Origin of the sequence: Halomonas sp. MCCC 1A11062 (genome assembly GCF_021404355.1) — a bacterium.
GTDB classification, from domain to species: Bacteria; Pseudomonadota; Gammaproteobacteria; order Pseudomonadales; family Halomonadaceae; genus Halomonas; species Halomonas aerodenitrificans.
The window spans coordinates 1-13934 of the sequence record NZ_JABFTW010000031.1; the positions used below are offsets into that span (position 1 = coordinate 1).

General features: G+C 66.2%; 7 protein-coding genes. 4 read left to right on the forward strand and 3 right to left on the reverse strand.

Features of this window, described 5'->3' with window-relative positions; genetic code table 11:
* Window positions 1–60 precede the first annotated feature (60 nt).
* From HOP58_RS20805 to HOP58_RS20815, 3 genes are all read right to left on the reverse strand, one after another.
* Window positions 61–1026 carry a FecR domain-containing protein gene (locus HOP58_RS20805; protein ID WP_234261486.1) on the reverse strand — a complete coding sequence of 322 codons (966 nt, stop codon included), beginning with the start codon at window positions 1024–1026 and terminating at the stop codon, window positions 61–63.
* A gap of 86 nt (window positions 1027–1112) precedes the next feature.
* Window positions 1113–1649: a sigma-70 family RNA polymerase sigma factor gene (locus tag HOP58_RS20810; protein WP_234254364.1), complete on the reverse strand. Its 537-nt coding sequence runs from the start codon at window positions 1647–1649 to the stop codon at window positions 1113–1115.
* 280 nt (window positions 1650–1929) lie between these two features.
* Window positions 1930–2862 carry a DMT family transporter gene (locus HOP58_RS20815; protein WP_234261488.1) on the reverse strand — a complete coding sequence of 311 codons (933 nt, stop codon included), beginning with the start codon at window positions 2860–2862 and terminating at the stop codon, window positions 1930–1932.
* Between the two features lie 97 nt (window positions 2863–2959).
* Here HOP58_RS20815 and HOP58_RS20820 point away from each other — a divergent pair, with 97 nt between their 5' ends.
* The 4 genes from HOP58_RS20820 to recD are packed head-to-tail and all read left to right on the forward strand — an operon-like array spanning window position 2960 to window position 13908.
* Window positions 2960–3934 carry a LysR substrate-binding domain-containing protein gene (locus HOP58_RS20820; RefSeq protein WP_234261489.1) on the forward strand — a complete coding sequence of 325 codons (975 nt, stop codon included), beginning with the start codon at window positions 2960–2962 and terminating at the stop codon, window positions 3932–3934.
* A 43-nt stretch (window positions 3935–3977) separates the two neighbouring features.
* Window positions 3978–7655, forward strand: a complete 3678-nt coding sequence (recC, locus tag HOP58_RS20825) for an exodeoxyribonuclease V subunit gamma (RefSeq protein ID WP_234261491.1) — start codon at window positions 3978–3980, stop codon at window positions 7653–7655.
* Window positions 7652–11554, forward strand: coding sequence for an exodeoxyribonuclease V subunit beta (recB, locus tag HOP58_RS20830; RefSeq protein WP_234261492.1), 3903 nt, complete (start codon window positions 7652–7654; stop codon window positions 11552–11554). Before recC ends, recB begins: the two co-directional genes overlap by 4 nt.
* Window positions 11551–13908 (forward strand): exodeoxyribonuclease V subunit alpha, encoded by a 2358-nt coding sequence (gene recD / locus HOP58_RS20835; protein ID WP_234261493.1) that lies wholly within the window; start codon window positions 11551–11553, stop codon window positions 13906–13908. The genes recB and recD overlap by 4 nt, the downstream gene beginning before the upstream one ends.
* The last annotated feature ends 26 nt before the right edge of the window (window positions 13909–13934 follow it).

The window sequence follows — 13934 nt, forward strand, 5'->3', positions numbered from 1 at the left end:
GAGGGTAGAATCGGTCATGGCGTATCCACTCATGTTGATTGAGATCTTGGTCGTGATCAATCAACAGGATACGCCACCCTTCCTACCTCCTCCCATACACCAGAAATCACCATAGCTCGTTTCCAGGGCATCGAGAATGGCGTCGGGATCATTGGCAGGGAAGCTGCCGGAAAGCCGATGTGATGTTGCCCCATCGCCACTGACGACCACTCGGCCTGGCAGCATACGCTCGAGCTGCAAGGCGACCTCGCCGAGCGCGATCTGGTCGAACAGCAGTTGGCCCCGGGCCCAAGCCAGGCGGCCTCTGGCATCGATCTCGCTGGGCTCGTCATGCAGCGATCCGCGGTGAAGCTGGACCTCCTGATTGGCGCCCAGCACCACTCGCTCAGTGCTTTCGTCACGCTGACCACGAGAAACCGCCACACGTCCTTCCTCCACGGAGACGCGAACGTCGTCGGCAAATCGCTCTACGGCAAAGCGCGTGCCCACCACCTCGGCTTTCGCCTCGCCGGCCAATACCGTAAAAGGACGTGCCGGTTCGCTGGCCACATCCACCCACAGCCGGCCTCGGCGCAGCGTCAGCTGCCGTCCGCCATCCGTCATCACGATATCCACGGCGCTATCGGCATCGAGAAACAGCCGGGTGCCATCTTCCAGCGTCACCTGCTGGCTATGCCCCGGCGCCGTGGCCAAGTCTGCCATCCACCTGTCGAACAGACCGGGATCGCGCCAGGCACCGAAGCCGAGCAGTAGCGTCAGCAGCAGGCATGCTGCCGCCGCCCACGGCCAGGATTGGTGCGACGAGGCCGGGCGGGCACTCGCTTCGCGCTCGGCGAGCAACCTGGCCGGCGCTTCCACCGCTTGCCATAGCTGCTCCGCCTCTGCATAGGCCTCTTCATGTCGCTCGCTCTGCGCCAACCATGCCTCGAAGGCATGCCGATCCGCCTCGCTGGCAGAGGGGTCTCGCAGGCGTAGAAACCATTGAATGGCTTCATCATCGAGCGCTTCCTGGGAAGGTAACGCCACCTTGGTACATCTCCTCATCGCACGATCATCGTTGTTTCGGCAATTGTGGTTGTCTTCTCTAATAACGATTCAGCAGCCAGATTCCCTCACTCTTCTTCCTGCCGACGTTGCCACTGGCGGCATGCCCGCATCGCTCGCATCATCTCTTTCTCCACGGTGCTGATTGAAACTCCCAACTGCTTGGCAATAGCGGCGTAGGTTTCGCCTTCGACGCGATTGAGCAGAAAGATACGGCGCGTGCGCTCAGGCAATGCATCCAGTTCAGCCACCAGATTGCCCCAGCGTTCGAGCGTAGCCGCGACTCTCTCGGGGCTGGGGTGAGCGTTATCCTGCTCTTCTGCCTGAGCAGTCTCTTGATGACGTTGGCGTACCTTCTGGGCGCGCAGATGATCGAGCGCCAAGTTGTGCGCGGTACGGTAGAGCAGGCCTACAGAGTCATCGTCTTTGGGCTGGCGATGCCACAGCTTGACGAAGGTTTCCTGCGCCAAGTCTTCGGCTTCGGCCTCGTTGTCGACGATACGTCTGATCCGTTGGACCAGCCGCGGTCGTTCCCCGAGGAACATCTTTAGCAGCGAGCGTGGTGAGGTGGGCATAGGGCAGGCAGCGTCACTTTGCGATGACATCGTTAGCGACACATCATGAAACAAACGAGACGCATTATCAAAACAAGCGCCATTGAAGCGCCATGCCAATCACGCGATGGGCTTACCAACATCACGTTCATCGCCAGCGAGGGCGCTGCTCCCCGACCGTGTGCGCTGACCGCGCTGGCTACCATTCCCTTCGGCGAGACTCGCTGCTATGCCGAGATCGCCGAACGGCTGCGCTGCATGAGCGGCTTTGGCCGCAAGTGGCTGCTAGCCGACGAGGCGGGTGAGGTGCCGCTCATGCTGACCTCCCCCATCAGCGGGTCACGATCAATAGTCCCACCATAAGCGCCGCGCCGCCCATCAGGAAATTGAGCGTCAGCGGCTCGCCGAGCAGCAGAGCGCCAAACAGCACACCGAATATCGGTGCCAGCAGTGAAAAGACGCCCAACTGCGAAGCGAAGTAGCGCTTGAGCAGCGCGAACCAGAGCAGCAACGCAGCCAGCGAGATGCCCAGCGTCTGGAAGGTCAGGCTGGCAACCACAGCGCCGGTTAGCTGGATGCGGCCCAGATCGCCGAACCAGGCAGCCGCAGGCAGCAAGAGAAGCCCTGCGACGGCCAACTGGTAGTAAAGCGTTTGCAGCGGAGGCACCTCAGCGAGGGAGGAGCGGCGTATCACCAAGGTGGTCGCGGCCCAACTGAGGCCGGCCAATAGCCCCAGCATATCGCCGCGCAAGATATCGGCGGCATGCTCGATCTCGGTGTCGGGCGCCATGGCAAAGGCCATCCCGCCAAAAGCCAGCCCGATGCCTACCCACTGGCGCCGCGTCAACTGCTCACCCGGCACAAGCCAGTGCAGTCCCAGGGCAGCGAATACCGGCGCCGTATAGAGAAATACCGACATATGCGATGCCAGGGTGTAGTTAAGCCCCCACGCCACGAAGGTGAACTCGGCGCTAAACCCCAAGCCCACCAGCAGGCCGGGGAGCCAGTGGGCACCTATATCGGCCAGCCGAATACCTTGCCAATGCACCAGGGCCGCCACCAGCAGCGCAGCGAGAGAGGAGCGTAGAGCAACCTGTGCAAGCGGAGAGATATCCGTCGCCACTATCTTGATCGCCACTTGCTGAAACCCCAGCGCCAGGCAGAACAGCACCATCAGCATGCTGGCCTGCAGATCCAGGTGGCAGCGCATCGCCGCAGGGCGCTCACTAGCCACAGAATTACTCAACGCCTTGGTATCTTGCATAGCACCTCCTCGATAGCAATTAGTGCTCAGTTGAGCATTTGCTATAGGAGGCACCAACCGATTAACGTGATGGCCTAGAGTCAGGAAAAATCATCCTATGAAGATCGAACGCCTGCCCCTAAACGCCTTGCGAGCCTTCGCCGAGGCGGCACGAACGGAGAGTTTCAAGAGCGCCGCCAGCCGCTTGAACGTCACCCCAGGCGCGGTCAGCCGGCAGATCAAGCAGCTCGAAGAGCGCCTCGGCATCAGCCTCTTCGCCCGCCACGCCAATGGAGTGCAGCTGAATGAGGCTGGGCGGCAGTTGGCGAAAGAAATCGACAGCGGTCTGGAACGGATTGCCTCGGGTGTGATGGCCGCACGCCAGCATGCACATCAAGCGCCGCTACTGACGCTTAGCGCGCCGCCATCCTTCATGCAGCTGTGGCTATTGCCCCGCTTGGCGAAGTTCGACGCCACGCTTGGCGGTCTTGATATTTCTCTGGATGCCAGTCAATCGCTCACCACCCCCGCTTGGCAGGGGGCGGGCGCCTGCCTGGCGATTCGCTATGGCCGCGGTCCCTGGCCGGAGGCGAAAAGCTACCGCCTATTCGACGATGAGCTGTTTCCCGTTTGCGCCCCGTCTCTGCTAGCAAAGTACGATCGTCCCTTGCAGCCGGCGGATCTGGCCAACCACCGTTTGCTGGAGGTCACTTGGGAATCCCTCCAGGGGATCAGCTTTCCCGGCTGGCAGACATGGCTCGATGCCGCGGGGGTCAGCAACAGGGTCGCGCCGCCACAGCGCCGCTACTCGCTGTTCAGTCTGGCCATGGACCAAGCCATCGCCGGGCGAGGCATCATGCTGGCCAACCACCCTATCGCGATGGACCGGCTCGATAGCGGTGTGCTCGTGCGCCCCTTCGGCGAGCGCCATGTCCTCACCTCCCCGCTGAGCTACGACCTGCTGACGCCTCCTCGCGGTGAGGCACCACCTGCGGTGGCTCGCTTTATCGACTGGCTACTAGCCGAGGCTGCTGCGTTCGACCGAGTCGCGCAAGCGAATTGTCATGCACCTGCGCATTTCACCGCCTACTGATTTGCGGCACCATGAGGCCTTGCCCTCGCAGGAAGTCACCGCCATGCCGTTCGCCGCTCCCCAGGAGAATGACCTCACCCCCGGCTTCATGGTCGTTCACGGCAATCGCCTGGAGGATCTGCGCGGCGTGGCGGTGGAGTGGATGAAGCGCCACCCGCTGGCACCGCTGGAGAACGAGACGATCCTGGTGCAGAGCAACGGCATCGGCCAATGGATGAAGCTGGCGCTGGCCGCCGACGAGGCCGACGGCGGCAGCGGCATCGCCGCCGCGCTCGACGTCACCCTGCCGGCGCGCTTCCTGTGGCAGGCCTACCGCGCCGTGCTCAACCACGTGGAAGACGACTCCAACGCGGTGCCGGTCACCTCGCCCTTCGACAAGTCACGCCTGCTGTGGCGGCTGCTGCGCCTGCTGCCGGAACTGATGCCGCGCGACGAGTTCGCCCCGCTGCGCCGCTTTCTCGAAGGCGACAGCGACCTGCGCAAGCATCACCAGCTCGCCGAGCGCCTGGCTGACCTGCTCGACCAGTACCAGGTGTACCGCGCCGACTGGCTCGAGGCCTGGTCCCGCGGCGAAGACGTGCTGATCTCCGCCCGCGGCGAAGCCCGCCCTATCGACGACACCCAGCGCTGGCAGCCGGCCCTGTGGCGGGCCGTGGTGAACAGCGTTGCCGAGGACGTAGGCGACGACGGCGTGGCCTCCAGCCGCGCCATGGTGCACCGGCGCTTTCTCGCCGCCGCCCGCGAGCTTCACGGTGGCAAGTGCCCCGCCGGCCTGCCGCGCCGGGTGATGGTGTTCGGCATCTCCTCGCTACCGCAGCAGGCGCTGGAAGCGCTGGCCGCCATCGCCCGCTGCTGCCAGGTGGTGCTATGTGTGCACAACCCCTGCCAGCACTACTGGGCCGACATCATCGAACACAAGGACCTGCTCCGGGCCCAGCGTTTCCGCCAGCGGCGCAAGGCCGGCATGCCCGAGCGGCTCGACGTGCTCGGCGATGGAGATGGCGAGAGCGCCTTGCACCTGCACGCCCAACCGCTGCTGGCCGCCTGGGGCAAGCAGGGCCGCGACTACCTGCGCCTGCTCGACGAGCACGACGACGCCCAGCAGTACGAGGCGCTGTTCAAGGCCGACTCGCTGCGCATCGACCTGTTCGAGCCCTTCGTGCGCGAAGGCGACGGCCAGCTGCTGCAACAGCTGCAGGACGACATCCGCGAGCTGCGCCCACTGCACGAGACCCGCGAGACTTGGCCGGCGGTGGACCCCAGTCGCGACGACTCCATCGTCTTTCACGCCGCCCACAGCCCCCAGCGCGAAGTGGAGATCCTGCACGACCAGCTGCTCGCCGCCTTCAGCACCGACCCGAACCTAAAGCCCCGCGACGTGATCGTGATGGTGCCGGACATCGACCACTACGCACCTCACGTGCAGGCGGTATTTGGTCAATATGCGAGGAGTCAAAGCGAACGCGACGACCCGCGCTATATCCCCTTCACCCTCTCCGACCAGGGCAGCCGCCACCGCCTGCCGCTGCTGATCGCGCTGGAGAAACTGCTGCGCCTGCCAGAGCTACGTCTCTCGGTGAGCGACCTGCTCGACCTGCTCGACGTGCCCGCCCTGCGCTCCCGCTTCGGCATCGACGAGCAGGACGTGCCGACGCTTCGCCGCTGGATCGAGGGCGCCGGCATCCGCTGGGGGCTCGACGCCGGCCAGCGCGGCAGCCTCGACCTGCCCGCCGGCATGGAGCAGAACACCTGGGCTTTCGGCCTGCGCCGGCTGCTGCTGGGCTATGCCGTGGGCGAGGCCGCCAGCGGCCCCTGGCAGGGCATCGAGCCCTTCGACGACATCGGCGGGCTGGAAGCGGCCTTGGCCGGGCCGCTGGCCGCGCTGCTGGAAAACCTGGAACAGCAGTGGCGTCGCCTGCGCGAGCCCACCGGCGTGGCCGGCTGGGTAGCGCGCCTGCGTACCCTGCTGGAGGCGAGCTTTCTCGCCGAGGCCCCGGAAGACAGCCTGATGCTGGCCCAGCTCGAACAGAAGCTACAGGAATGGCAGGAGAGCGCCGAAGAAGCCGGGCTGACCCGCGACCTGCCGCTTTCGGTAGTGCGCGAACACTGGCTGGCCCAGATCGACGAGCCGAGCCTGTCGCAGCGCTTCCTGGCCGGCGCGGTCAACTTCGCCACGCTGATGCCGATGCGCGCCATCCCGTTCAAGCGGGTGTGCCTGCTGGGCATGAACGACGGCGACTACCCGCGCAGCCACCCGCCGATGGACTTCGACCTGATGAACGGCGACTACCGTCCCGGCGACCGCTCACGCCGCGAGGACGACCGCTACCTGTTCCTGGAAGCACTGCTCTCCGCCCGGGAGCAGCTCTACGTCAGCTGGGTGGGTCGCAGCATCGTCGACAACAGCGAAAAGCCGCCCTCGGTGCTGGTCGGTCAGCTGCGCGATCATCTCCAAGCCGGTTGGCAAACGGCAGACGGCAGCGACCTGCTCGACGCCATCACCACCGAGCACCCGCTGCAGCCGTTCAGCCGCACCTACTTCCCCAGCGAGGCACAACAGGCCGAGCGCAGCGTATCCACCCGACGGCTGTTCACCTTCGCCCATGAGTGGCGCAAAATTCATGGACATGCGCATGGTGAAGCGGCACCGGCAGCAGCGCCTCTAGAGCTGGAAGCGTTCACGCAGGAAACGCCGCTGACACTGGCACAACTCGGTAGCTTTTTGAGAGACCCGGCCCGCGCCTTCTTCACCACGCGGCTCAAGGTGTTTCTGGAGCGCGAAGACATCGTCAGCCTCGACCACGAACCTTTCGCCCTGGACGGCCTCGCCAACTGGCAGCTGCAGGACCTGCTGATCCGCGAACAGCGCCGCGCCGTGGACGAAGGCCGCGAGCGCCTGCCCGTGCTGCTCGACACACTCGACCGTTTGCAGGGCCAAGGGGTGCTGGCCATGGGCGCCTTCGGCGAGCGCATGCGCGGAGAGCTCAGCGAACCGATGGAAGCGCTGTTCGAGGCCTACGAGGAAGCGCTGGACGCCTGGCCCCGCGCTCTGGGCGAACCCGAACCGGTGCAGCTCAGCGTGCCCGGCGCCCCGCCGTTGGAAGACTGGCTCGACGAGCTGCGTGAGAGTGAATCGGGCGAGCGCTGCCGCCTGGTGCTCGCCAGCAGCAGCCTGATAAAGAAGGGCAAGTACCGCTGGTCGCACATCCTGCGCCACTGGGTCGCGCATCTGGCCGGCCATCTGAACGACAGGCCCATGACCACCCTGCTGCTCTCCAAGGCCGGCCACGTCACCCTGCCGCCCCTCGACCCGGAAGCGGCTCGCCAGCAACTGCGCGAGATCGTCCGCACCTGGCAGGCCGGCATGCAGATGCCGTTGCCGCTGGCCTGCGACACCGCCTTCGTCTGGCTGAGCAAATTGGGGACGCCGGAGAGCGAGCGCGACAGCGACGCCTGGCGCGCCGCCGCCAGCACCTACAACGGCGACGACTTCAACGCCGGCGAGGCGGGCCGTAACGCCTACCTCGCCCACCGCTGGCCCAGCTTCACCGCGCTCTATGAGGCGCGCCTGGACCGACTCGGCTTCGCCGAACTCACCGAGCGGCTGCTCGCTCCGGTGCATCTGGCCGTCAAGGGCGACAAGAAAGAGGGGGACAAAAAAGAGGGCGACAAGAAAGAGCGCGGGAAGAAGGAAACCAAGACATCGGGGAGCCAGGCATGAGCGACGTCACGCAGCTGAATCCTCTCGACTTCCCCTTACATGGCAGCAGGCTCATTGAGGCGAGCGCCGGCACGGGCAAGACCTTCACCATCGCCCTGCTCTACGTGCGCCTTGTACTCGGCGCCCGCTCGGCCGACGACGATGCCGCCTTCGAGCGCCCCCTCACCCCGCCCGAGATCCTCGTCGTCACCTTCACCAACGCCGCCACCCAGGAGCTGCGCGAGCGGATTCGCGCGCGGCTGGTGGAAGCCGCTGGAGTCTTTCTAACAGAAGCAGCTAGCGAGACTGACCAAGGGGCGCCGGGGACAGGCCGTAGCGAGGGTCTTTTTCCAGGGAAGGAAAAAGTAGCGCCCAGGGATGGGTTCACAGCGCCCTCGCAAAGGCCTGTCGCCGGATCAGCCCCGGTGCAGCAAGATCCACTGCTCCTCGCCCTCCGTAACCAATACGATCCCGCCACCTGGCCCGCCTGCGCCCGGCGCCTGCAACTCGCCGCCGAATGGATGGACGAAGCCGCCGTCTCCACCATCCACAGCTGGTGCTACCGCATGCTGCGCGAGCACGCCTTCGACAGCGGCAGCCTGTTCTCGCTCAACCTGGAAAACGACCAGACCGAGCTGGAGCTCGAGGTGGTGCGCGACTACTGGCGCAGCTTCTACTATCCGCTCAGCGTCGACGAGCTGGCCACCGTGGTGCGCCACTGGAGCACGCCCGAGCAGCTCCACGCCGCCGTGCGCGGCCTGATGCCCGAAGCCGAAGCACTGAACAAGAACGCCCCGCCCCCGGCCGAGACCATCGCCAATGCCAGCCGCGAGACCGCCGAGCGCCTGGCCCAGCTCAAGGCCCCCTGGCCCCAGTGGGTGGACGAGTGTGAGACGCTGTTCGAAGAGGCCGCCCAGCAGAAGGCCTTCAAGGGCCAGAGCTTCAACGCCAGGAGCCGCGCCAACTGGCTCGGCGCCCTGCGTGAATGGTGCCAAGGGGAGGCCATCTGGCCCGGCCTGACCGACGCCGCCTGGAAGCGCCTCACACCCCAGGGCATGGCCGATATCTGGCTCAAGGGCGAGCCGCCGGATCACCCGGCGCTGGCTGCGCTGGAAAAGCTCCAGGACGAACTCAACGCTCTGCCCGATCCCTACGCCGACCTGCTCACCCACGCCGTGCACTGGTGCCGGGCGCGACTCGACCGCGAGCAGGAGCGCCGCGCCGAGATGGGCCCCAACGAGCTGCTCACGCATCTCGATAGGGCGCTCACCGGCCCCAACTGCGAAGCGCTGGGCGCGCAGATACGCCGTCAGTTCCCGGTCGCCCTGGTCGACGAGTTCCAGGACACCGACCCGGTGCAGTACCGCATCTTCGATTGCGTGTACCGTATCCGCGAGAATCGCTCGGAGTGTGGCGTCTTTCTGATCGGCGATCCCAAGCAGGCGATCTACGCCTTCCGCGGCGCCGATATCCATACTTACCTGCGCGCCCGTCGCGACACCCAAGGCCGCCACGTCACCCTGGGCACCAACTTCCGCTCCAGCCGCGAGATGGTCGAGGCGGTGAACCGCTGCTTCGAATTCGCCGAAGCCCACCCACCCGGCGCCTTCCTGTTCAATTCCCCCGAGGGGAATCCCGTTCCTTTCAATGCGGTTGGCGCCAAAGGACGCAAGGACTCACTCACCCTCCAGGGCCAGGCGCTACCGGCCATGACCCTGTGGCAACTCGAGTGCGATGAGCCGCTCTCCAAGACCGCCTACCAGCAGGAGATGGCCGAGCGCTGCGCCTCCACCATGGTGGAGCTGCTCAACGAGGGGCTAAACGGCCGCACCGGGTTTCAAGAAGAGGGAACGCTCAAGCCACTCAAGCCTTCCGATATGGCAGTGCTGGTCAATGGCCTGGGCGAGGCTCGCTCGATTCGCCAGGCGTTGGCCCGGCGCGGGGTGAAGAGCGTCTACCTCTCGGACAAGGACAAGGTGTTCGCCTCGCCGGTCGCCCCTCAGCTCGACGCCTGGCTGCGCGCCTGTGCGGCGCCCGACGACGATCGGCTGCTGCGTACCGCCCTGGCCACCTCGGTGCTGGGTCTCGATATCGCCACGCTGGATAAGTTGAACGAAGACGAACTGGCCTGGGAAGGCCGCGTGCTGCAGTTCCGCGACTACCATCGGTTGTGGCAACGCCAGGGCGTGTTGCCGCTGGTGCGCAAGATCATCCACGACTTCGACGTGGCGCAGCGGCTGCTCGCCTGGGGGCCTGCCAGCGACGGTGAGAGAGTACTTACCGACCTCTTACATCTAGGGGAATTGCTCCAGCACGCCAGCCAGGAACTCGACGGCGAACACGCACTGATCCGCTTTCTCGCCGAGGCCATCGCCAACCCCGAAGGCCACGGCGACACCCACAAGCTGCGCCTGGAGAGCGACGCCGACCTAGTGCAGGTCATCACCATCCACAAGTCCAAGGGTCTGGAGTACCCGCTGGTGTTCCTGCCCTTCATCTGCAACCACCGCGCCACGAAGAAGGACGACTCGCCGCTGCGCTGGCACGACGCCGAGGGCCGCCTGCGCATCAGCCTGGAAGCCGACGACGAGACCTTGGCCACCGTCGACCGCGAACGCCTGGGCGAAGACCTGCGCAAGCTCTACGTGGCGCTTACCCGCGCCCGCCACGCCACCTGGCTCGGCATGGCCCCGCTCAAGGGCGGCGAAGGCAGCGCCGTCGGCCAGCTGCTGGCCAATGGCGACCTGCTCGGCCCAACCGGATTCAGCGAAGCGCTCGCACGGCTCAAGGGCGACTGCGCCGCCATCGAGATCGCCCCGGCGCCGCCGGCCCACGCCGAGATCGTTCGCCAAACCGAGCGCAACAACGCCCTGGGCGAAGCGCGCACCCCCACACGCCCCGCCCGGGAGCACTGGTGGATCGCCAGCTACTCGGCGCTGCGACTCTCCGGCGAGATCGTCAGCGTCGAATCGGTCAGCGCCCCAGTAAGGACTGACTCACCTGTTAAGCCCCATGACAGCGAAACGCAGCGTAGCGGCAGCCTGCCGGAACCCGCCACCGCCATGGAAGCCACCGCGCTGGAGGTGTTGGAAGAACCCCGCGACAGCGGCCAGAGCGAACCGCTGCCCTCGCTTCATAGATTTCCCAGAGGGCCAGGTCCGGGGACTTTCTTGCACGGTATTTTGGAGTGGGCCGGCGAGCACGGCTTCGCCCGCGTAGCCCGCGACCCCGCCCTGCGCGAGGACACCCTCGCCCGGCGCTGCCAGGTGCGCGGCTGGCAACCGTGGCTTAACACCCTGAACGCCTGGTTCGGCACCCTGCTCGCCGCTCCGCTGCCGCTGCCCAACGGCGCAGGCAGTCTCAGGCTCGAAGCGCTGACGAGCTACCAGGTGGAGATGGAGTTCTGGTTCGCCTCGCGCCAGGTCGACACCCGTCGGCTGGACGCCCTCGTAAGTGCTTACACACTGGCAAGCCCGGATAACAGCTCAGGTGCCGGCCTGCCCCGCCCCGCGCTGGACGCCGACACCCTCAACGGCATGCTCAAGGGCTTCATCGATCTGGTGTTCGAGCATGAGGGCCGCTACTACGTGGCCGACTGGAAATCGAACCACCTGGGGCCGGACGACAGTGCCTACAGCCAGGAGGCCATGCGCCAGGCGGTGGCCGCCAAGCGCTACGACCTGCAGTACGCGCTCTACCTGCTGGCCCTGCATCGGCTGCTCAAGGCGCGCCTGCCGGGCTACGATTACGACCGGCATATCGGCGGCTCGCTCACCGTCTTTCTCCGGGGCGCCAATGCGGAGAGCCGAGGCGTGCATGCCGAGCGCCCCCCGCGGGAGCTGATCGAAGCGCTGGACGCGCTGTTCCAGGGCGACGCCCAAGCGGCAGGCACCCGCACCACCACGGAGGCGCCGGCATGAGCAAGCGCAGCAAGCACCACGACGACGCCACCCTGGATCTGTTCGCCGACCAGAACGAAAGCACCAGCGACGGCGGAAGAGAAGAACCCCACGTGAACGACGGTCCCGATGTCAGCGCCAAGCCGGAACCGCTACTGGCCGCTTTGCACGATACCCAGGCACTATTCGCTTTGCTCGACCGCTGGGTGGAACGCGGCTGGCTGCGCGCGCTGGATCGGGCGCTGGCGAGCTTCTTCCAGCGCGAGGTGAACGACGCCCCTCCCCTGCTGCTGCTCGCCGCGGCGCTGGCCAGCCATCAGCTCGGGCGCGGCCACGTATGCCTCGATCTCGCCCAGACCCTGGCCGCTCCCGACCTGGCACTCTCGCTGCCGCCGGAAGGCGACGATTTGAGCGACCCGCCACCGCTGCCCAGTGAGCTGCTGGCCGAGCTGGAACTCACCACCTGGCAAGCCGCCCTGCACCACCCCGCCCTGGTGGCGGATGGAAACGAACCACCGGGAAACACCCCATTGGTGCGCAGCGAGCGCGACGGCAACGTGCGGCTCTACCTGCGCCGCTACTGGCAGTACGAGCAGGACATTCGCGGCCTGATCGGTGCCCGGCTCACTGCCGTTCCTCAAGAATCCGCCCAAGCCGCAAACCAGGCCGATACCGCCACCCTGGCCCGGGCGCTAGCCGCGCTCTTTACCCCGGGGCATGAACTCGACTGGCAGCAGGCCGCTTGTGCGCTGGCCAGCCGTTCGCCCTTCGCCGTGATCACCGGCGGCCCCGGCACCGGGAAGACCACCACCGTGGTCAAGCTGCTCGCTCTACTACAGGCCCTGGCCCTGGGCGAAACCGCACCCGCCGGCGCCGCCCCGCGCCCGCTGCGCATTCGCCTGGCCGCCCCTACCGGCAAGGCCGCCGCAAGGCTCAACGAATCCATCGCCAAGCAGGTGCAGGGGCTTTCGCTGGTGGAACTGGCCGCCGCCGTGGGCCAACAGGGTGTGGATATCTCAACCCTGCGCGACAGCATTCCCACCGAAGTGACCACGCTGCATCGCCTGCTGGGCTCGCGGCCGGATACCCGCCACTTCCGTCACCACGCCGGCAACCCGCTGGCGCTGGACGCCCTGGTGATCGACGAAGCCTCGATGGTGGATATCGAGATGATGGCCGCCGTGCTCACCGCCCTGCCGCCCAAGGCGCGGCTGATCCTGCTTGGCGACAAGGACCAGCTCGCTTCGGTGGAGGCCGGCGCCGTGCTCGGCGACCTGTGCCAGCGCGCCGAAGGCGGCCACTACACCCCGGCCACCTGCGACTGGCTGCAACGGGTGACCGGCACGCCAATTCCCGAACGCTACCACGACGAAGGCGGCCAGCCGCTGGACCAGGCCATCGCCATGCTGCGGGTGAGCCACCGCTTCGATGCCAAGAGCGGCATCGGCCAGCTCGCCGAAGCGGTCAATCGCCCGCTCGCTCCTGAGCAGAACGAGAAAGAGGCACAGAAGGAAAAGAGACGCGCGGTACGCGAGATCTTCGGCACCGATGGAAAGTCACGCTACGCCGATATCGCCCGCCTCGCCCTGACGGACGCCGACGACCCGGCGTTGGATCGCCTGGTGGTGAACGGCAACCCGGCCGGTTTCATCAACAGCGGCGAAGGCCGCCACGACCGCCGCGGCGAGCCCATCGCCCCGCCCCGCGGCTACGCCCACTATCTGGAAGAGATGAAGGCAGCGCGGCCCGCCCAGCCCTACTTCGGTGAAGGCGACGAACGCCAGCCCTACGACGACTGGGCCCGCCAGGTGCTCGCGGCCCACGGCCACTTCCAGTTGCTGTGCGCACTCAGGAAAGGCCCCTGGGGCATCGAGGGGCTGAACCCGCGTATCGGCCGGGCGCTGCGCCGCGCCGGCTGGCTCAAGGCCAGCGACCTGGAGCTCGAACAGGGCTGGTTCGAAGGCCGCCCGGTGCTCGTCACCCGCAACGACTACGGCCTGGGGCTGATGAACGGCGATATCGGCATCACCCTCGCCGTACCCGAAGCCCGTAGCGCCAGTGATACACCCAGCCGCACCCTGCTACGCGTCGCCTTCCCGGCCAGCGACGGCAGCGGCGACATCAAGTGGGTACTGCCCAGCCGCCTGCAAGCGGTGGAAACCGTATTCGCCATGACGGTGCACAAATCCCAAGGCTCGGAATTCACCCACACCGCCCTGCTGCTCCCCGACGCCCCCAACCCCATCCTCACCCGGGAACTGGTGTACACCGGCATCACCCGCGCGAGGGACTGGCTGACGCTGGTAGAGACGGGGCGAGGGATGCTGGATGAGGCTGTTACACGAAAGGTGGCTCGACTTAGTGGAGTGGGTTAGAATTTTATCAATCTCTTTATCAAGCT

What these genes read in the sequence shown, in the direction of transcription:
- recB (WP_234261492.1), top strand. Translation starts at nt 7,652, where the DNA reads ATGAGCGACGTCACGCAGCTGAATCCTCTCGACTTCCCCTTACATGGC.
- HOP58_RS20815 (WP_234261488.1), bottom strand. Translation starts at nt 2,862, where the DNA reads ATGCAAGATACCAAGGCGTTGAGTAATTCTGTGGCTAGTGAGCGCCCT.
- recD (WP_234261493.1), top strand. Translation starts at nt 11,551, where the DNA reads ATGAGCAAGCGCAGCAAGCACCACGACGACGCCACCCTGGATCTGTTC.
- recC (WP_234261491.1), top strand. Translation starts at nt 3,978, where the DNA reads ATGCCGTTCGCCGCTCCCCAGGAGAATGACCTCACCCCCGGCTTCATG.
- HOP58_RS20820 (WP_234261489.1), top strand. Translation starts at nt 2,960, where the DNA reads ATGAAGATCGAACGCCTGCCCCTAAACGCCTTGCGAGCCTTCGCCGAG.
- HOP58_RS20810 (WP_234254364.1), bottom strand. Translation starts at nt 1,649, where the DNA reads ATGTCATCGCAAAGTGACGCTGCCTGCCCTATGCCCACCTCACCACGC.